10 protein-coding genes are annotated in these 21,022 nt (G+C 73.1%); 6 read left to right on the forward strand and 4 right to left on the reverse strand.

Going from position 1 to position 21,022, the window contains the following annotated elements:
* Window positions 1-11: 11 nt before the first annotated feature.
* From ACTFTM_RS23800 to ACTFTM_RS23815, 4 genes are all read right to left on the reverse strand, one after another.
* Entirely contained in the window at window positions 12-7,481 is a 7,470-nt protein-coding gene (locus ACTFTM_RS23800; protein WP_449562682.1) for a hypothetical protein, read from the reverse strand.
* Window positions 7,482-7,617: 136 nt separating this feature from the next.
* Entirely contained in the window at window positions 7,618-8,595 is a 978-nt protein-coding gene (locus tag ACTFTM_RS23805; protein ID WP_449562683.1) for a carbohydrate kinase family protein, read from the reverse strand.
* A gap of 177 nt (window positions 8,596-8,772) precedes the next feature.
* The gene (erpA, locus tag ACTFTM_RS23810) at window positions 8,773-9,141 is read right to left on the reverse strand and encodes an iron-sulfur cluster insertion protein ErpA (protein WP_282257478.1); all 369 of its coding nucleotides are present in this window, start codon (window positions 9,139-9,141) and stop codon (window positions 8,773-8,775) included.
* A 159-nt stretch (window positions 9,142-9,300) separates the two neighbouring features.
* Window positions 9,301-10,440 carry a glycerate kinase family protein gene (locus ACTFTM_RS23815; protein ID WP_449562684.1) on the reverse strand — a complete coding sequence of 380 codons (1,140 nt, stop codon included), beginning with the start codon at window positions 10,438-10,440 and terminating at the stop codon, window positions 9,301-9,303.
* A 68-nt stretch (window positions 10,441-10,508) separates the two neighbouring features.
* Here ACTFTM_RS23815 and nadA point away from each other — a divergent pair, with 68 nt between their 5' ends.
* The 6 genes from nadA to ACTFTM_RS23845 all read left to right on the forward strand — a co-directional run bounded on the left by nadA (window position 10,509) and on the right by ACTFTM_RS23845 (window position 20,993).
* Entirely contained in the window at window positions 10,509-11,684 is a 1,176-nt protein-coding gene (nadA, locus tag ACTFTM_RS23820; protein ID WP_449562685.1) for a quinolinate synthase NadA, read from the forward strand.
* 212 nt (window positions 11,685-11,896) lie between these two features.
* Window positions 11,897-13,252: a UDP-N-acetylglucosamine 1-carboxyvinyltransferase gene (gene murA / locus ACTFTM_RS23825; protein ID WP_449562686.1), complete on the forward strand. Its 1,356-nt coding sequence runs from the start codon at window positions 11,897-11,899 to the stop codon at window positions 13,250-13,252.
* Window positions 13,253-13,370: 118 nt separating this feature from the next.
* Window positions 13,371-13,964, forward strand: coding sequence for a DUF3043 domain-containing protein (locus ACTFTM_RS23830; protein WP_449562687.1), 594 nt, complete (start codon window positions 13,371-13,373; stop codon window positions 13,962-13,964).
* A 155-nt stretch (window positions 13,965-14,119) separates the two neighbouring features.
* Complete coding sequence (locus ACTFTM_RS23835) at window positions 14,120-14,671, forward strand: helix-turn-helix domain-containing protein (protein ID WP_449562688.1); 552 nt, start codon at window positions 14,120-14,122, stop codon at window positions 14,669-14,671.
* 374 nt (window positions 14,672-15,045) lie between these two features.
* Window positions 15,046-19,950: a WG repeat-containing protein gene (locus tag ACTFTM_RS23840; protein ID WP_449562689.1), complete on the forward strand. Its 4,905-nt coding sequence runs from the start codon at window positions 15,046-15,048 to the stop codon at window positions 19,948-19,950.
* Window positions 19,951-19,994: 44 nt separating this feature from the next.
* A complete protein-coding gene (locus tag ACTFTM_RS23845) occupies window positions 19,995-20,993 on the forward strand; it encodes an aldo/keto reductase family protein (protein ID WP_449562690.1) in 999 nt (332 codons plus the stop codon).
* Window positions 20,994-21,022 lie beyond the last annotated feature (29 nt).

The raw sequence follows: 21,022 nt of genomic DNA on the forward strand, positions 1-21,022 counted from the left end.
GGGAACCGACTTCAGCAGGTCAGTACCGCCTGGGACAGTCGTTCGAGCTGTTCGGCGCGACCGGGCATGCTGGTCGACAGGCCGGCGATCGCGTCGACCCAGCGCCCCTTCTCCTCCGGGGAGAACCGCCCCCGGTTGGCCGCGATGAAGCTCTGGGCGTCCGTGAAGTTCCCGGCCCTGATGACGGGGAGCACCTCGAGCACCGACACCGCGACGGCGGACGTCGACGTGGCACCGCCGACGGCGCTCACCATCGACGCGAGCGCGCCGGTGGTCAGCCCGGACCCCGTCGGCACGTCGAGCTGCCCCGCCAGGTCGAGCCGGCCCACCGAGTCGAGCAGCACCCGGGGTCGTCGCGCCTCGTCGGCGGTCGCGTAGTCGAAGACGACGTCGGCCTGGCCCGCGGCGCCGAACTCCAGCACCGGCGCGAGGATGCCCAGGTCGCGCTGGTTCGGCACCCGCTCGATCATCTTCTTGACCCGGGTGAGGTTGGACTGCATCCGGTCTGTCGACCACCGTTGCGTCACGGTGCGGAAGACCGTACGGCCGGCCGCCGGTTCGGCCGCCAGGTCGACCGACCAGATCAACTCACCGAGCGCGTCGTCGATACGGGACACCGCTTCGGTGGGACGCGCCAGTCGGGCCGCCGCGTCGAGCACCGCCGGGGTGATCCGGTCCCATGTGTCGGTGCCGGGGTGGTTCCGGGGGCCCGACGCGGTCACCTTCCACCGGTGGCCCACCTGGAGGCTGCTCAATCCGGCACTGACAGGTCTGTCCAGGGTCGGATGCAGGACGGCAGCGCCGTATTTCGCCGCCACCTCGAGCACGTCGGCGCTCACCCCGCCCCGGGTGACGACCACCGGTAGCTGGTCACGTTGGGCGAACTGTTCGAGCAGGTAGTTCAGCGCGGCACGATCGGCGTCGAGCACGGCGTGGCCGATCCTCGGGGCGTCCAGCAGGACGACCGGGTAGGCGGCCCGGGCCGCCACCGGAATCAGTTGGTCGACGAGTTGGTGCGGTCGGGGGCCGCCGTGCGACGAGATGACGTGCAGGTTGGGGTGCGCGGCGATGGCGGGGGTGAGCCGCAGTGGCCACGTCGGCGGGCCGAACGGATTGAGCTGTCGACGCAGGACGAGGTACCTGTCCTCGGTGCGGAACGCGTGCTGGACCAGGTTCCACGATCGCGTGCCGAGGCCGGGACGATCGACCCTGATCTGCTCGACGGCCCCGTCCAGCAGACGACCCAGGGCGTCCGGATCGTGCAGGGTCGCGCTGTCCCGGACGAGGAGTTCGTAGGTCGGCGCCGACCAGTGCCGCAGCCGCAGCACGATGTCGGCGGGCCCGTGCAACGCCGGGTCGACCCGGAGGTCCAGCTCGGCGCTCTTGAGGTCACCGACCGCGATGTGCAGCTTCGTCGGCGAGATCACCGACGCCCAGGGTCGCGGTCGCCCCTCGGCCGACGACATCCTGGCGATGCCGGCCCACAGGTGATTCGTCCTCTCCCGCTCGCGGTCGACGGCCACCCGGTACGGCGACAGCGGATCCGACTCGGCGCGCCGGAGCGCCGCCATCGACTCGACGGACTCGACGCCGCCCGGGCCGCTCCACCCGAGGGGGTCGATCCGGCCGTGTCGGGATCGCAGAGCCGCGGCGACCGCCGTCCAGCGCGCCTCGCTCCAGGACCAGTGCGGTCCCGCCGCGCCCTGCCAGAGGCCGAGCTTGTCGAGGTGCAGAGCGAGGTCGGTACGGAGCAGCTCGCGGTCGGTGTCGTCACCGACGGCCCAGCTCTTGAGCGTGTCGAGGTCGGTGAGGATCTCGTGCAGCGCGTCCACCTCGGCGCGGTCGGCGGAGGTCAGGTGCAGCGGGCCGGCCGCCCGGAGCGGTTGCCGGGTGAGGTGTCGCGGTGGTTGGCCGGCGCGGGCCTGGTCCTGCGCCCATACGACGGCCCGTCGGACGCGCCGACTTCCGCTGACCCACACGTCGCTGAACCCGTCGCGTTGCCAGCGACCGAACCGCTTGAGTACCCCCGCCTTGGGCGGCAGCTCGATCGGCGTGATCAACTCGTTCGCCACCGCCGCCTCGCGCAGGTTGTCCCGGAGAACCTGCACGAACTGCTCGCTGGAGCGGGGCTGGCTGCTCACCTCGGCGACGGCGCCGGCGAACCGGGCCGCCTGGCGGTGCCGGGGCTCGTGGGTCCGCAGGTAGGTCTCGCCGACGCCGGTGGCCGTGAGGACGCCGACGACAGTGAGGATCAGGGGCAGCGCCACCGGAGCGGCGATCATCCCGGCACCCGCCGCGATGCCGTAACCCAACGCTCCGGCGGCGGTGGACGGCACATGCTTGTAGATCATCTGGGTACGTTTGGAGATCTCCGTGGGCCGGCCGACGAGCTGGTTGATCCTGCGCTGATCCAGGACGCGCGCGGTGTCCTGACTGAACTTCGCCAACCACGGGTAGCGCCGCGGATCGGCGGCGCGGGGCAGCACGCCGTCGGCCACGGCCTCGCCCCTGGCGATCGCGTCCAGCAGGGTCCTGACCACACCCAGCCGGAACCTGGCGTCCCAGGCCGCCACCGCCACCGCGTCGCGGAACTCGTGGTTCTTCAACGCGCTGAACCCGGCGCCGTAGGCCAGCCCTCGTCCCGCGCCGGACAGGACACCGGCGTCCGCGAGTCCGGCCGCGCTGCCGGCGAGGTGACCGATCACCTGGGACGGCACCTGCGCGGCGGAGTACTGGATGCCGACGCGCAGCATGTGGTGCCAGATGTTCGGCCTCCCGTTGGGCAGTCCGCGATCGACCAGGTCGTAACTCTGCCGCGCCTGCTGCCGACCGAACATGCCGCCGAAGCGCTTGACCAGCCGACGGCGGTGCCGCAGGTCGGCGACCTTGTTGTCCACCTCCCTCCCGACCTCCTGCGCCAGCCGGTCCACCTGTCCGACGAGGTCGGCGAGGTCGGCCTTCAGGTGCTCCGGGACGGGTGCGCCCGAGGTCAGGGACTCGGCCCACCGCCCGTACAGCTCCAGCGCGTGGTGGAACGCGACCTCCACGTACCGGTTGCGGCGGTGGTCCGGGCTGCCGCTCAACGCGCGTTCGAAGGCGCCCTTCGCCCGCCCCTCCCACAGGTCGAACACCCAGTCCGATCCGGCGCCGGCCAGCAGACCCTGCCCGCCCTGTAGCGCGGTCGAGAGGCCGGCCAGGTCCCACCGGTGCGCCTTGTGCGCCTCGGTGAGAACCTGCCCGTTCGCGTCGAGCACCGCCGGTACGTCGAGGCCCACCAGACCGGTCACCAGACCTGAGGCAGCCGCCAGCGCCAACGCGGAGGGCGCACGCTTGGTCACCTGAGCGGTGGGCAGTCCGAGCACGGTCTTCGCCGGCCGCCCGAGTTCGCCCCATCGTTTGGGGGCCGTCAGCACCGCCTTGGACGCGCCGCTGCCGCTGACGCTGGCCGCCGCCGCGTCGGACGCCGCCTGGACGATGGTCTGTGCTCCCGTCCCGGCGACCGATGCTCCCATCAGCGCCATCGCACGCGGTGGGTCGTTGGTCAGCCCACCGGCGAAGGTCGTCGCTACCGACGACGCGGCGACCATCCGCCGTGCGAGGTGGTCGGCGAAGGACGCCCTGCCATTCAGGTGGGCGAGCTGGTCCACGCCCCAGACCGCGGTGTCGGAGTGGCCGGGGTCCGCCACCGTCAGTTCATCGTCGATGGCGCGGAGCTCCGCCCGCAGCACCTCGGTGGTGTGCGGCATCGAGAGGTGCTTCTTCAGCCACCGCTTCGGTCGGGTCGTGCCCCACGTGCTGCCGCCGAAGTGAATCCGCCGCAGGATCGTCCGCTTGGTGTGCAGGGCCTCCGCGCTCTCGGCCAGCAGGGTCCGGACGAGGCCGGCGGCCCCCTCGGTGGCGAGCTGCGCGAACAGTCCGGCGAGGCCGAGCACGAGGGACCTGTCGCTCGCGTCCGAGCGGATCTTCAGTCGACCGTCGACGAGCAGCGCGGAGTCGGTCAACGCGTGCGACCACCGGTCCACGGGAACGACGTCGACGGGCACGGTGTGCTGTTCGGCGGAGAGCACCGGCCTGGTGCCGCCCGGCGCGGTGAACTCGACGGTCAGCGTCGCGGAGTCCAGGTCGATCGTCGCGGCGGGCAGGGCGCTGCCGTGAGCGAGCGCCAGTCGCACCGCCGTCGCCGCGTACCCGAGGATCTCCCGATCGCTCCCGCCCACGTCGGTGCGGTGGTGCAACATCATTCGACGGACCCGGGAGGGGTCCGCTCGCCCGTCCCGGGTGAACCGGCGTTGCATCGTGGCCAGCAGGTGCTCGCCCCGGCGCGCCGCGCCGTGGTGATCCCGCAGCACGTGCAGCGAACGCAACGCGTCGACCACCGCCAGTTCCGCCGCCCGCCGTGACCCGGACGTCACGTCGACCCGGTGCACCGCGTCGACAACCGCGTCGACCATGGCCCGGTCCTGCGGGGTCAGCGCGTTCTGCCAGCGGGACCGGTTGGCCCTGGCGAAGCGGGGTCGCGGGTCGGACTGCCACGACGCGACGTGCGGCGCGCTGGCGATCGGCGGGGCCGTCTGTCCGACCGACTCCGGTGTGGGGACGTGGTCGAGATGCTGCTCGACGAGGTGACGGGTAGGCCGGACACGCAGATAGTGGGCCTTCTCGGGCTGGTCGACCGTCCGGCCCTGCCCGTCGAGCCAGACCGATCCGGCCGGCGGCTGGGTCAGATACCGCTGCGGGGCCTGCGCTCTCGCCACGTCCACGGGGAGTCCGAACGCATCGGCCCGCGCCTGGGCGTCGAAGGAGTCCGTCAGGTCGGCGACCGCAGGGCGGTGCACCGCGTCGCCGACCACATCCACCGGCTGACGGAGAAGAGCCAACCGTGCCAGCCCGATGTCTCCCAGGTCGGGATTCGCGCGGAAGCGCACCTCCACGATCCGCTCCGGACCCGGGCGGCGGCGGACCGCGTCGCCCGCATCGTCGGGAGCCTGTGCGGAACCTATCCACAGCCCGGACGGCACCGCCACGACGGGGAGAGCGAAGAAGTACCCCGGGTCCGGAAGCACCCGGGGGGCCGAAGGTCCCACGACCGAGGCCACCTGCGAGAGCGCCGCCTGATACGCCGCGACGGCCCTGGCCGCGGCACCAACGGTCGAGCCCTCGGTGTCCGCCACGACGCCCCGGAACGCCCTCCACGCCCTGGTCGCCTCGGCCTTGGCCGCCGTGGACGGCAGGCGAGCCAGCGCACCCGTGACCCGGGCGTCCAGGCGGTCGGCGGCCTCGCGGAGCAACCCGACGGCCCGCCGATCGGACAGCCCCGCCTTGACGATGGCGACCTTGGCCAGCGCCGCAGGATCGCCCGGACTCGCCTTGAGCGCCGCCTTCGCAGTCTGCTTGGAGAGGCCGATCTCGAACTTCAGCCCCGTCTGGGCGCTCACCATCCGGGCGACGTGCGTCACCCAGGTCTCGGATTCCCCCGCCGTGAGCCTCGGCCGGATCTTGGGGCTCATCGTCCGGCCGGACTGGTCGTTGAAGATCAGGCTGTCATCGTCGGGATTGTAGTGGACCTCACCGCCAACGCGGTTCTCACCGATCAGGAACGCGCCGTCGGGTCGGAAGCGTGCACCGATGGTGGGATGCCCCAACCCGTCGAACTGCTTGCCCAGAGTCTCCGGCGGGACAAGCGCCCCGCGGACCTCGCGCGCCGTCAGGATCCGTCGCAGCCGCTCCGGCGTCGGCGTGGGCACGCCGAGCTCCGCTATCAGGTCCGACAGGTTCAAGGCGGCGACGAGGCGCTCGACCTCGCCGTCGGCCAGCGGCGGTGGAACGTCCTCGTGCGGGGCCTGATCCACCGACCGCGGCTCGCCCCGCAGCGCCTCGGCCACCGCCCGCCGGGCAGCGGCGAGCCGGAACTCCCGCAGCCGCGCCCAGTCGCGCTCGGGCACCACCTGCGAGGTGTTCTCACTGCCGAACCACGGCAGTCCATCGTGCGTCACGGAGAACTGCCACGCGACACCTGGCGCATCGGTGAAGTGCTCGGCGGTCAGCGCGGAGAGCGGCGTCCACAGCGGGTTGACGCGGATCGGTAGGCCGTCCGCGCTCCGCCCCGGCACCTTATCGGCCCGAACCGGCGCGAACTCGTGTCCCTTGATCGACTCGGGCACGACCGTCGCCCCGAAGGCCCAGTCCAGATCCACCGAGCGGCGCAGCAGGCCCTGGATCTCCACCGGGGCCAGTTGGAACACCTGCGAAAGGTCGAAGTCCGGGTGGTCCCGGAACCCGGTCCACCAGTCACCCGTCGCCCGCGGGCTCGTATCGAGCGCGGCCAGTCCCGACATCAGGTGGGCCTCGATGTCACCGGCCAGGCGAAGCCGCAGCGCCAACACCTCGTCGACGCGACCGCGGGCCTCCCGTTCCTGATGGATGCGGCTCCGGTAGCCCACCACCGAGGACAGCCAGTCGTTCAGGGCGCCTCGCACCGCCCCGGTCGACTCCGGTGGACCGCTCATCGCCGCACCCAGGGCGTCCCGCTTCGCCGGCCAGTCGACCGGCAACACGAAGCGCTGTGACTGAACCCGTCCGTCGCCGACCGGATCGTCGGGCCGCACCTCGCCGCCGAGCCAGAGCGTCCGCAGACCCAGGTCACCAGGGATCTCGGCGATGTCACGGGTGGCACCGATCAGCGTGGCGCCCACGGCAGCCAGCTCGGCCAGCAGAACGGCTCGACCCGAACCGTCCAGGTGCCCGTGTCCCGCCTCCTGGAGCGCGTCGAGCAACGCGAAGGACTGCGGATACTCGTCACGCAGCAGCCCATCCGGGTCCGGACCGACCAACTGGATCGTCGATCCGCGGTACTGCCGTCCGAACCGCTCCACGAGCTGGCGCACCACGGCGGGATGCACCGCGGAAACGTCCCGATCGGCGAAGGAACCGCTGGTGGCCGTCGAGAGCACGAACGTGGGCAGACCCGGGTCCGCTCGTTGGCCGGCGACGGCACGCACGGCCGCTCGTACCGCCACGCTCAGGTCGGGGAGAACCCGCACCGGCGTCACGCCGGTTCCGACGCCGTCGAGCAGGGCGCTGGCCGGCAGGACGAGGACGTGTTCGACGCCCTGATCGGCTGACCCGATCGGCACCACTCGGCTGGTGTCCTCGCCGGAGAGCACGTCACGCGGTACCCGCACCGGCATGCGCAGCCGGTCGGCCCGGGCGATGGCCCCGGCGAGATCGATCCCGGCGAGCACGGACGCCGGCGGGGCGTCCACCATCCGCTCGACCACAGCCCTCGGCTGGGCTCGCAGGATGTCGAACGCCAGCGCCGACCCGGCCGCGTCCTCGGCCCAGTGGACGAGGTGCAGACCGGGCACCGGAGCGGCCAGCAACACCTCCGACGGCACCGCGTCCGACCCGAGGCTCAGATGCATACCCGACGGCACCCAGCTGACGAGGAACTCGGGACAGCCCACATCCTGGATGCCCTGCACGACCACCTCCCGTTCGCCACCCGCGCCCGCAACAACGGGCTGTCGAGTTACCGGGAGGTGGCCGCGAGGTTCCCGCGAGCCGTCCGCGCGAGGAAGTACCGTCGCGCGCCGGAGCGATCCCTGTCGGGATCCGGGGCTACGGGATCAGGTGCGGACGGACCTCGTCCGCTGCCGTGTCGCCGTACGACTCGGCGAGGCGCTTGACGAACAGGTCGCGGCGTACGTCGTACTCCTGGGTGCCGACCGTCTCCAGGACGAGCGTGGCCAGCAGCGAGCCGACCTGGGCAGCCCGTTCCAGGCCGAGGCCCCAGGACAGCGCCGTGAAGAAGCCGGCCCGGAAGCCGTCGCCGACACCCGTGGGGTCGACGGCCCGGATCTCCCGGGCGATGGGTACGTGGATGGGGTCGATGCCCCGGCCGGCGATCTCGACGCCGTCCTTGCCCAGCGTGGTGACCCGCACCTTCACCAGGTCCAGCAACTGGTCGTCGCTGAGCTGCGCCTTGCTCTGCAACAGCGACTTCTCGTAGTCGTTGGTCATCAGGTACTCGGCGCCTTCGATCAGCGCCACCACGTCCTCGCCGGGCATCCGGGCGAGCTGCTGGGAGGGGTCGGCGGCGAAGGCGTACCCGCGGGTGCGGCACTCGGCCGAGTGCCGCAGCATCGCCTCCGGGTCGTTGGCGCTGACCAGCACCAGGTCCAGTCCGCCGAGCCGGTCGGCGACGGGGGCCAGCTCGATGTTGCGCGCCTCGCTCATCGCGCCCGCGTAGAACGAGGCGATCTGGCACATGTCGGTGTCGGTGGTGCACACGAACCGGGCGGTGTGCGCCACCTCACTGATGTGCACGGAGTCGCAGTCCACGCCGTGCCGCTCCAGCCAGGAGCGGTAGTCGGCGAAGTCGGCCCCGACCGCCCCGAGCAGCACCGGGCGCAGCCCGAGCTGGCCCATGCCGAAGGAGATGTTCGCCGCCACCCCGCCACGGCGGAGCACCAGGTCGTCCACCAGGAAGGAGAGCGAAACCTTGTGCAACTGATCGGCGATGAGCTGGTCGGCGAAGCGACCCGGGAAGCTCATCAGGTGATCGGTGGCGATCGAGCCGGTCACGGCGATCTTCATGTCAACCCTCAGGGTCGGGAGCAGGGCGCGGTCAGCCTACCGGCCCGGCAATCCGGACGTGTCCGGTCGGTCAGGCAACGGCAACCCGCTGGTCACCGGCGTCCTTGCGGGGCCGGACACGACGACGGGGCAGTCCCGTGGGACTGCCCCGTCGTCGGTGGCGCGTGGTGCGCGACTCTAGTTGAACGAGTCGCCGCAGGCGCAGGAGTTGCCCGCGTTGGGGTTGTCGATGGTGAAGCCCTGGGCGTCGATCCGGTCGGCGAAGTCGATCGTCGCGCCCGCCAGGTAGGGGGCGCTCATCCGGTCGACGACGACCTCGACGCCGCCGAAGTCGGTGACGACGTCACCGTCGAGCGAGCGCTCGTCGAAGAAGAGCTGGTACCGCAGGCCGGAGCAGCCGCCCGGCTGCACCGCGACCCGGAGCCGCAGGTCGTCGCGGCCCTCCTGCTCGATCAGGGCCTTGACCTTCTGCGCCGCGACGTCGGTGAGGACGACGGAAGTAGGGGCCTGGGCCTCGGTCGACTCGGTCTGCGCTGGCGTGGTCACGTGGAAGTCTCCCTGCGCGGTTTTGGGTCCGGACGCACTGGCCAACGTCGCGCGCCGTCCAGTGATTCCCGGTTGTGGTCCAGTTCCGATGGTACGCCGCCCCGGCCGGACGTACCCGCGTGGCGGGCTCCCCGCCCCAGGTGGGACGGCGGCGAGCGCTCAGCGGCTCCACTGGCGGGCCAGTCGGGCGCCCAGTTCGCGCAGCCCGTCCGCGGGGCGGCTCAGCGCGGCGTCGAGCCCGCCGGCCTCCTCGCCGCCGAAGTGCTCCACCAGGCTGTACGCGTCGGTGACCCCGGCCGAGGCGGCCTCCCGCCGGCCGGTGCTGACCTGGCCGGCGAGCACCACACAGGGAACCCCGCGGTCCCGGGCGGCCCCGGCCACCCCGGCGACGACCTTGCCGCGCAGCGACTGGTGGTCGAACGACCCCTCCCCGGTGATCACCAGGTCGGCGGTGTCCAGCGCGGCGTCCAGCCGGGTGGCGCGGGTGACCAGGCCGATGCCGGACTCGCAGCCGCCGCCCAGCGCGAGGATGGCCGCGCCGAGGCCACCGGCCGCCCCGCCGCCGGGCAGCGTGCCCAGTCCCGCCGGGCAGCCGGGCAGGTCCCGTTCCAGCACCGCCGCGAAACGCTCCAGGGCGGCGTCGAGCAGCAGCACGTCGGCCCGGTCGGCGCCCTTCTGCGGGCCGAAGACGTTGCTCGCGCCGTGCAGGCCGAGCAGGGGGTTGTCCACGTCGGTGGCGGCGACCAGCCGGGCGTCCCGCAACCGGGGTACGCCGTCCAGCGCGTCGACCGCGGCCAGCGCGGCTCCGCCGTACGGCAGCGCGACGCCGGTGGCGGCCAGCGGTGTCACGCCCAGCGCGGCCAGCATGCCCGCGCCGGCGTCGTTGGTGGCCGAGCCGCCCAGCCCGATCACCACCGTCCGGGCCCCGCTCTCCAGGGCGGCGGTCACCAGCAGACCCAGCCCGTACGACGTGGTGGCCTTCGGGTCGCGCTCGGCCTCGGCGAGCAGGTGCAGTCCGCACGCCTGGGCGCTCTCCAGGTAGGCGGTCGCGCCGTCGGCGGTGAGCAGGATCTCACCCGCCACCGGACGGCCCAGCGGGTCGACCGTCGACACCGGCAGCCGCCGGCCGCCGAGCGCGTCGGCGAGCACCTGGACGAAGCCCGGGCCGCCGTCGGCGAGTGGCCGGATCAGCAGGTCGTCGCCGTCGGTGACGCTGCGCCAACCTTCGGCCACCGCCGCGGCGACCTCCGGTGCGGGCAGGGTGCCGGCGAACTTGTCCGGGCAGAGCAGCACGCGCATGCCGAGCAGTGTGGCAGCACACACCGAGCGGAGCTGCGGCGCGCTCGCGCTGTGGGACCATGGGGTACGTGACTTCGACCTGGGTGGAACCCTCCAACACGGCGACGGCTCTGCTGCTGCTCGGCCGGGGCAGCGACCCCGACACCGAGCGCGGCGTCGAGTGTCCGGGCGACCTGCCGGCGCCCAGCGATCCCGACCTGGTGGCCCGCGCCACGGCGGCGAAGGCGAAGCTGGGCAGCAAGGTCTTCGTGCTCGGGCACCACTACCAGCGCGACGAGGTGATCCAGTTCGCCGACGTCACCGGCGACTCGTTCAAGCTGGCCCGGGAGGCGGCGGCCCGCCCGGAGGCGGAGTTCATCGTCTTCTGCGGCGTGCACTTCATGGCCGAGAGCGCCGACATCCTCACCACCGACACCCAGCGGGTGATCCTGCCCGACCTGGCGGCCGGCTGCTCGATGGCGGACATGGCCGTGCTGGGTCAGGTCGAGGCCGCCTGGGACACGCTGACCGAGCTGGGCATCGCCGGCGAGACCGTGCCGGTGACGTACATGAACTCCTCGGCGGACATCAAGGGTTTCGTGGGCCGCAACGGCGGCGTGGTCTGCACCTCGTCCAACGCCAAGCGCGCCCTGGACTGGGCGTTCGAGCAGGGTCAGAAGGTGCTGTTCCTGCCGGACCAGCACCTGGGCCGTAACACCGCCGTGCTGGAGATGGGCCTGTCGCTGGACGACTGCGTGCTCTACGACCCGCACAAGCCCGGTGGCGGGCTCACGCCGGAGCAGCTGCGCGACGCCAAGATGATCCTGTGGCGGGGGCACTGCTCGGTGCACGGCCGGTTCACGCTGGACAGCGTCAACGACGTACGGGAGCGGGTGCCGGGCGTCAACGTGCTGGTCCACCCCGAGTGCCGGCACGAGGTGGTCACCGCCGCCGACCACGTCGGCTCGACCGAGTACATCATCAAGACCATCGAGGCGGCGCCGGCCGGCTCGGCGTGGGCGCTGGGCACCGAGCTGAACCTGGTGCGCCGGCTGGCCCTGGCCCACCCGGACAAGCAGATCATGTTCCTCGACAAGGCGGTCTGCTACTGCTCGACGATGAACCGGATCGACCTGCCGCACCTGGTCTGGGCGTTGGAGGAGCTGGTCGCGGGCCGGGTGGTCAACCAGATCACGGTGGACGCCGACACCGCCCACCACGCGCGGGTGGCCCTGGACCAGATGCTCGCCCTGCCCGGCGCGTGATCACGATCCGTGACCTCGTTGGTACGCAAAAGTGCCGGATCACCGATTAATGCCACACACGCCGGTGTGACCGAGTCCTTTTTCGTCACCGAGGGCTATGCTGCCGGAGCGACGACGCGAGCGGGCCGTTTCGATATGGCCGCATCCTGGGTAGCGACAGGGTTCACGCTCCCCACCATCAACACAGCAGCACCGAAGCGCTGGAGGTTGCGTTGACCGACGACGTCCTGGTCGTGCACGGAGGAACTCCGCTCGAAGGGCGGATCCGCGTGCGCGGCGCGAAGAACCTGGTTTCGAAGGCGATGGTCGCCGCACTGCTGGGCGACAGCCCGAGCCGGCTGTTCGACGTGCCGAAGATCCGCGACGTCGAGGTGGTCCGGGGTCTGCTCGGTCTGCACGGCGTCAAGGTGACCGACGGCGCCGAGGACGGCGAGCTCGTCTTCGACCCCGCCAACGTGGAGAGCGCCAGCACCGACCAGATCAACGTGCACGCCGGTTCGAGCCGGATCCCGATCCTGTTCTGCGGGCCGCTGCTGCACCGTCTCGGGCACGCGTTCATCCCGGATCTGGGCGGCTGCCACATCGGCCCGCGTCCGATCGACTTCCACCTGCAGGCGCTGCGGGAGTTCGGCGCGACCGTCGACAAGCGGCCCGAGGGGCTGCACCTGTCCGCGCCGAACGGACTGCACGGCACCAAGTTCGCCCTGCCGTACCCGAGCGTCGGCGCCACCGAGCAGGTGCTGCTGACCGCGGTCATGGCCGAGGGCGTCACCGAGCTGCGCAACGCCGCCGTCGAGCCGGAGATCATCGACCTGATCTGCATCCTGCAGAAGATGGGCGCGATCATCAAGGTCCACACCGACCGGGTGATCGAGATCCAGGGCGTGCCGAAGCTGCACGGGTACACGCACCGGCCGATCCCGGACCGGATCGAGGCCGCGAGCTGGGCCGCCGCCGCGCTGGCCACCCGTGGTCACGTCGAGGTCCTCGGCGCGCAGCAGGCCGACATGATGACCTTCCTGAACATCTTCCGCTCGGTCGGCGGCGAGTACGAGGTCACCGACGCCCGCGCGCCGAAGCTGGGCGACCCGGGCCAGGAGGGCGGCATCCGCTTCTGGCACCCGGGCGGCGAGCTGAACGCCGTCGCGCTGGAGACGGACGTGCACCCGGGCTTCATGACCGACTGGCAGCAGCCGCTGGTCGTGGCGCTGACCCAGGCCCGTGGCCTGTCGATCGTGCACGAGACGGTGTACGAGCAGCGGCTCGGCTACACCGAGGCGCTGAACTCGATGGGCGCCAACATCCAGGTCTACCGGGACTGCCTCGGCGGCACCCCGTGCCGTTTCGGCCGGCGTAACTTCAAGCACTCGGCGGTGATCGCCGGGCCGAGCAAGCTGCACGCCGCCGATCTGGTCATCCCGGACCTGCGGGCCGGTTTCAGCCACCTGATCGCGGCGCTCGCGGCCGAGGGCACCTCCCGCGTGTACGGCGTCGACCTGATCAACCGGGGCTACGAGGACTTCGAGGCGAAGCTCGCCAACCTGGGCGCGCACGCCGAGCGCCCGTAACCTCTCGCACCACATCGTTCGGCCCCGACGGCTCCAGGTCGCGCTGCGACCTGGAGCCGTCGTCCGCCCGGTGCACCGCGATGTGCACCGGTCGCGGACGGTTGGCTACCCTTGCCGCGTGCCGTCGCTCTTTCGCCGCAAGTCCACCGACCTCGTCGACGAGGCCGTCACCTCGGTGACCCCCGAGGAGACCGCCGAGCGGTCCCGGGGTTACACCCCGGCCAAGGGCCGGGAGACGCCGAAGCGGCCGACGGTCGGCCGGCGTCCGGCCGGCCCGAGCCGCCCCCTCACCAAGGAGGAGGAGCGGGAACGGCGTCGTCAACTGCGCGCGGACGCCGCGGCCGAGTTCCGCCGCGAGGGTGGCCCCCGCGACCGGGGCCCGGAGCGGCTGCTGGCGCGCAACGTGGTCGACTCCCGTCGTACCGTCGGCACCTGGTTCTTCGGCGGCGCGCTGATCGTGCTGATCGGCTCGAACGCCGCGATGCCGCCGGTGGTCCGGTTGATCTCCAACGTGCTCTGGGGCGCCCTGGCCCTGGGTGTGGTCGTCGACTCGGTGCTGATCTGCCGCAAGATCAGCAAGTTGGTCCGGGAGCGCTTCCCGAAGACCGACCAGCGGATGGGGTCGCTCTACCTCTACGCCGTGATGCGCTCGATCACCTTCCGGCGCATGCGCGCTCCGGCGCCCGCTGTGCAGCTCGGCGACAAGGTCTGATCCCGGCGACACGTCGCCGGCACATTCGCCCTGGCCACGTTGCTGGCAAAGGACGTCGGGCAGGTGTCGTTCGTTGTACCGTGCGCGTAGTCCAGCACGGCGAACAGGTCCCGTTGTTCGTGACCGCGAACGATGATCCAGTGGAGCGAACACGCATGCCCGGAGAACCGTCGGCCAGCGTCGCCGCCGCCCTGCGCCGCGAACGCGAGCGAGCCGGGGTCTCGCTGACCGAGTTGGCCGCTCGGGCGGGGACGGCCGAATCCACGCTCTCGGCCCTGGAGTCGGGGACCGGCGACCCGAGCGTGGAGACGCTGTGGGCGATCGGTGTGGCGCTGGGCGTACCGTTCAGCCGGCTCGTGGAGCCGGCGGCCGACGACCTGCGGGTGATCCGTGCGGGCCAGGGACCCCGGGTCCGCTCCGAGCTGGCCGACTTCACCGGGACGCTGCTCAGCGCCGGGACCGCGCGGGTACGCCGGGACATCTACCTGATCGAGTTGGAGCCGGGCGCGGTCCGGGAGGCGGACGCACACACGCCGCACAGCGTGGAGCACGTGGTGGTGGCCGCCGGACGGCTGCGGGTGGGGCCCGAGAGCGACGTGGTCGACCTCGGCCCGGGTGACTACGCGACGTTCCCCGGCGACCTGCCGCACCGGTACGAGGCGCTCGTCCCCGGGACGTTCGCCGTCCTCGTCATGGAGCATCCCTGACCCGATGCTCCGGTCCGTCCGCGCGGCGGGTGGGGTATCGTCGAAGGTCAGATTCGGTTATCGACCTAAATGTCCGGAACCATCGGATAACGTTTGCGCTCGTGGGCGGTGCCACAGTGGCGGTGAACAAGCCCGCGCCGTTACCCTCCATCCGCAGCCACGCCCTGCCGGAACGGGCGACCCAACCGGCACGCGAGGCCCCAGCGCGACAATGTGCAACGAGGTGACAACGCCGTGAGCGAGCGGACGCGAGCCGGCCACCGGAGCGTGGCAGGCGGCGACCGGACGCCCAACGGCCAGCGGGACAGAACCGCGGCCACCTCACCGTCGACGGGGAACGGCCGAGCGGTCGGGTGTGGCGACGGGCTCGACGGATGAACGGCCGCTACACCGACCGGTGGCGGGATCCGAACGAACCGTCCTGGGTGGTCGAACCGACCACCGAATGGCACCCCCAGTTCCCCGGCCAGCGCTACCCCGGCGACATCGGCGCCACCCACCAGTCCCCGCCGCCCCGCGGACGAGCGAGCGCGGTGGGTCGTGCCGAGGTGCCGCCGCTCGCGCCCACCCGCCCGGACGGCACCTACCTCGGCCGCTCCTGGGCCGACGAACCTCCGGCCGAGCCCGACGATCGATGGCGGACGGACGACGAGCCCGACCAGCCCCACGGTTGGCCGCGCGGCGACGAGCGGACACCCGACGCGTCACGCCACGGCCGACCCGAGACCGCGTACTACGACCATGAGCCGTACCGGCGGCCACTTCCCGAGCCACCCCGGCGCGAGGAGCGCCGCTCCCCCGAGTCGGACCGCCGTACCGCCTGGTCCGACCGACGGGTCAGCGACGACCGGACACCCGGCCGGGAGGCCGCGTGGCACCGCGATCAGCCCGCTTTCGACGGGTACGACAGCCGCCGGCGCCGACCCGAGCCGCCCGACCGGGACCGGACGTACCCGACGTCACCACCGGTCTCCCCCGGGCCGTACTCTCCGGCGCCCCGCGGCGACTCCGGCTGGGTCCCCGAGCCCGACGAGCCACCGCGCCGACGCGGCACGTCGGAGCGACCGGCCGCCGCCCACGACCGGCAGCCCGGCGACGCGTACGGCACCCGCCCGCCCCGGAGCCCCGAGAGCCGCCCGACCGACGGCTGGGCCGCCGAAGGCCCCGGCCAGTGGGCGCCCATCGACAGCCGCTCCCGCTACCGCGCCGACGGCCAGCCCGACCGTCGCCCGGACGAAGCCCGCCGGTCGGAACGCTGGCCCGACGACGCACGCCGGCCGGAGCGGGGCGTCGCCGATGACGCACGCCGCGCGGAGCGCTGGTCTGACAACGCACGTCAGCCGGAGCGGGGCGTGGCCGACGAGCGGTCCCGGGTGGAGGCTGGCCCCGGTGTGTCCACCGAGCGGCAGCGCCGGTCGGACGAGATGTACGGGCCGCCCCAGACGTCCGAGAGCGGACGGCGACGCCGCCCCGAACCGGAGGCGCCGGAGCAGCCCCGCCGCGACGACGACCGCCGCCGTCCCGACGTCGAGCCGCGCCGCCAGCAACCCCGCGAGGCGGCAGCGCGCACCGAGGCGTACCCGGACCGCCGCCCGCGCGAGACAGCACAGCCGGAACCGTACCGGGAAGAGACCCGCCGTGACGAGGCCCACCAGCCCCGCTCGGGTGGCGGCCTGCCCTGGCCGTCGCCCGGGCCGGTGCATCCGGACCGCACCCGGGAGCCGGGCTACCGGTCCGAGCCGCACCGCGACACCGAGCCGCGCGTCGGGTCGCGGCCGCCGAGCGGGCCCGCACGGCCAGCGGTGGAGCCCGGCCGGTACGACGAACGGCAGGTACGCCCCGCCGCGAGCGCGTCGCCCACCTACAGCCGGCCCACCCCGGTGCCGCCCACACCCGTCTCCCCGGCCGCACCGGGTACCGGCCGGGCCGCCCCGGTTCCGCCCCGACCCGTCTCCCCGGCCGGGCCCGGTGCCGACCGGGTCACTCCGGCTCGGCCCGTGTCGCCGGAACGACAGGTGTCGCCCGCCGCCCCCGGACGGGACCGGCCCGTGTCCCCTGCCGCCCCCGGACGGGACCGACCTGTCTCGCCCGCCGCCGGGTGGGAGGAGCCCCGGTCAGCGACGCCCGTCTCCCCCGCGCCCGCCGACCACGAGCGGCGACCGTCCACCTCGTACGACCGACCGGAGTACGACCGGCCGGTGTCGGGCATGCCGGTGTCGCCAGCAGGAGACGTTCCGATCTCCGCCCCGCCGGCCGCGCGGCTCCGGGTGGAGTTCCTGCCCGCCCCGGTGGATCCTCCGTCGACGGACGGACAGTCGACGTCGCCCGGGCCCGATCGCCACCGACCCACCGACGCTGCGCCGACCGCGGACGCCCGGTCCACCACGCCACCGCGCTACCCGGGCCCGGACAACCGCCCGCCGGTGGCGCCGCCCCCGACGTGGCAGCGGCCGGAGCAGCCCGCCGCGCACACGACGCCGACGTCTGCCCCCTCCGACGTCGAGCCGTCGCTCCCGATCGCGCCGGGGGTGCCGCGTCGGTACGTGCCTCCGACGCCCACCGAAGCGCCCGCGCCAACCGATCCGGAGCCGGCGGAGGCGCCGGTGCGGGGGCCCGACGCCTGGTTCAGCCCCGCCGCCCAAGCGGCCGAGGCCGATCAGGACGCGACGCCGACTACCGACGCACCGCCGACCGCCGACGCCACGATTTCCGGGACGACCGAGGACTGGGCCCCGGTCGACGTACCGGCGCGGTCGGCGTCCGAGGTCGACGACGCGCACGACACCACCGCGTCGCCCGAACCGCTGGTCGACCACCCGGCCACCAACCAGCGGCCCGACGCGGGCGCAGCCGCCGCGGCACCGGTCTCCGCACCGCCCGCCGCCGCGCGACCCGTCTCCGCACCGCCGGTATCGGCGGCACCCGTCTCCGCACCGCCCGTCTCCGCACCGCCGATCGGGCCGGTGGACACTGCGCGTCCACCCTGGTCCGGCGACCTGGCCGACGACATGACGCCGGCTGCCGAGCCGGACCGGGCCGGCACGGACCCCGTATCCGGCCCGCCGGCGGAATCCGTCACGGTCGCGCCGCGCGCCTGGTCCGACGACCTGGGCGGCGGCGCGGACCACCTGTCGGCAACCGTCGCCGGGGTGTCCGCCAACGATCGCCGCCCGGTGCCCGGCGAGACGCCCGAGCGGCCGAGCGAGTCCACTGCGGACGACCTCGACGAAGTGGCAACTCCGAGAAGCACGCCGTCCGTCGACGATGTCGCCGGGCCGGATGCGTCGGACCGACCGGCGTCGCCGGCTCGACCGAGCGCCACGGACCCGTCGACCGCCACTGCGGGCGCCGACGCCGCCCTCGCAGCGCCCACCTCGGCACCACCCGCCGCCGCACCCGAACCCGTTCCCACGCCGGACGCCGCAGCGGAGAGAGCCACCACGGCACCCACCACACCGGATGCCGCGCCAGCCGCCCCAGAGGCCACCTCCGCGCCGACCGCGCCCGAAGCAGCCTCCGCCCCGCCCGCCGCCGTCGAGCCCGTCTCCGCAGCGCCTGCCGCCCCCGAACCCACCTCCACACCACAGGCCGCCCCCGAACCCACTCCCCTGCCACGGGCCGAGGCGGAACCCTTGCCCGCGCCACCAGCCGCCACCGCCGAACCCGTGTCCGCGCCACCCGCCGCCGCAGACTCGGTGTCCGCGCCACCCGCCGCCGCCGAACCCGTGTCCGCGCCACCCGCCGCCGCAGAGTCGGCATCCGCGCCACCCGCCGCCGAACCCGTCAGCCGGCCTGCCCCCATCGAGCCCGTCTCCGGGCCGCCAGCGGCATCCCCACCCGTCTCCGCAGAGCCCGTCGCCGCGGAATCCGTCCCGGCAGAGCCCGTCCCCGCCGTGCCGGCCGCCGTCATCCCCGCACCGCGTGACCCCTCCTCCGAGGCGGACGCGCCCGTGTCAGCGCCGCCAGGCACAGCGGGCCCGTCGCTGTCCGACGAGGGCGACCCGGAGCAGATCCTGGCCGCGTACCGCTGGCGGCTGGACCCGGTCACCCTGCGCGAGGAGCTGACCGAGCCGGACGGCATGCGGGCCATCCGGCGACGGCTGACCGAGAAGTTGGGTACGGCCGTCGACAACCGGGCCCGTGCGCGACTGCTCAGCCTGCGGGCGGTGGCGTCGCGGATCCTCGGCGACCTCGACGACGCCCTGGCCGACGGGCGCCTCGCCCTCACCTACGCGGAGGCGACCGGTGAACTGCGCCGGACCGCGCTCGCGCAGGCACGGCTGGCTCACGTCCTGCGCTGGCGGGGTGACTTCGCCGAGGCCGACCAGCTCTTCGCCGAGGCCAACTCGGTCGAGCTGCCCGACCGGTTACGCGCCGCCCTGCACGAGCACGCCGGGCGCTGTTGTTACGACCAGGGCCGGCTGATGGAGGCCTGCCACCACTTCGAGCGGGCGCTCGACCTGCGCGGCGCGGCCGACGCCGAACTGCTGGACCGGGTGCGGATCGCCCTCGACGCGGTCACCGTGCGGGCGTCGGCGGACGGCTTCGGCCCGTACCGCCGGGGTCGGGACGAGGTGCTCGACCGTGACCGGCCCCCGCAGCCGGACCGCGACGGACCGCTGTGGGGTTACACCGACCAGGCCGGGGAGGTGGCCATTCCCGCCCGGTACGCGGAGGCGCAGCCGTTCCACGACGGGCTGGCCTGGGTCCGGCGGCCGGACACCGACCGGTGGTCGCTCATCAACATGTTGGGTACGACGGTGATCCCACCGTCGTACCGGGCGGTGCGCCCGTTCAGCGACGGACTGGCGTGGGTGGTCACCGACGGCGGGTGGACCGCGATCGACCCGACGGGCGCGGTGCAGGTCCCGCCGAACTTCGCCGACGTACGACCGTTCCGGCGAGGGCTGGCGCCGGTGAAGCGCGAGGGCTGGGGGGCGGTCGACCGGACCGGCCGGATGGTGGTGCCGACCCGCTACCACGCCTTCGTCACCGAGTTGACCGACGCCGGGCCGGTCGACGGCTTCACCGACGAGGGTCTCGCGGTCGTCGACGTGGCCGGCCGGCGCGGTGTGGTGGATCGCACCGGCACGGTGCTGGTGCCACCGTCGTACCCGGTGGTGGTCATCCACCCGGTGGCGTTCCTGGTCAGCGGCGGCGGCCGGTGGGGTGCCCTGGACCGTCGGGGCGCGTCGCTGATCGACCTGGTGCATCCCGATCGCGAGGCGGTGCTGGAGGAGATCGACCGGCTGTTGACCGACGCCAGTCCCGTGCTCTGAGTCGCCGCTCGGCGATCGTGATCCACCGGCGTTAGGGTCGGGTCATGGAATTCCGACACCTGGGCCGCTCCGGCCTGATGGTCAGCGAGATCTCGTACGGCAACTGGATCACCCACGGTTCTCAGGTCGAGGAGGACGCGGCGTTCGCGTGTGTGCGGGCCGCCCTCGACGCGGGGATCACCACCTTCGACACCGCCGACGTGTACGCCGGCACCCGGGCCGAGGACGTGCTCGGCCGGGCGCTGGAGAGCGAGCGTCGCGAGGGCCTGGAGATCTTCACCAAGGTCTACTGGCCGACCGGGCCGGGTCGCAACGACCGTGGCCTGTCCCGCAAGCACATCATGGAGTCGATCAACGGCTCGCTGCGCCGGCTGCGTACCGACTACGTGGACCTGTACCAGGCCCACCGGTACGACTACAGCACGCCGCTGGAGGAGACGATGGAGGCGTTCGCCGACGTCGTGCACTCCGGTAAGGCGCACTACATCGGCGTCTCCGAGTGGACCGCCGAGCAGCTGCGCGCCGCTCACCCGCTGGCCCGGGAGCTGCACGTTCCGCTGGTCTCCAACCAGCCGCAGTACTCGATGCTGTGGCGGGTCATCGAGGCCGAGGTCGTACCGGCCAGCGAGGAGCTGGGCATCGGCCAGATCGTCTGGTCGCCGATGGCGCAGGGTGTGCTCTCCGGCAAGTACCTGCCGGGGCAGCCGCCGCCCGCCGGCTCCCGCGCCACCGACGAGAAGTCCGGCGCGAACTTCATCGCCCGGTTCATGAACGACGACGTGCTCACCCGGGTGCAGCAGCTCAAGCCGCTCGCCGAGCAGGCCGGCCTGAGCATGGCCCAGCTCGCCGTGGCGTGGGTGCTGCAGAACCCGAACGTCTCGTCGGCGATCATCGGCGCGTCCCGGCCCGAGCAGGTGCACGACAACGTGAAGGCGGCCGGCGTGAAGCTCGACGCCGAGCTGCTCAAGGCCATCGACGACATCGTCGAGCCGGTCACCGAGCGGGACGCGGCGAAGACCGAGTCCCCCGCCGAGCGTCCCTGACGCGGGTCCGGCCCGGTCGGCGCGAACCG

The sequence above is a fragment of the Micromonospora sp. RB23 genome, assembly GCF_053585025.1.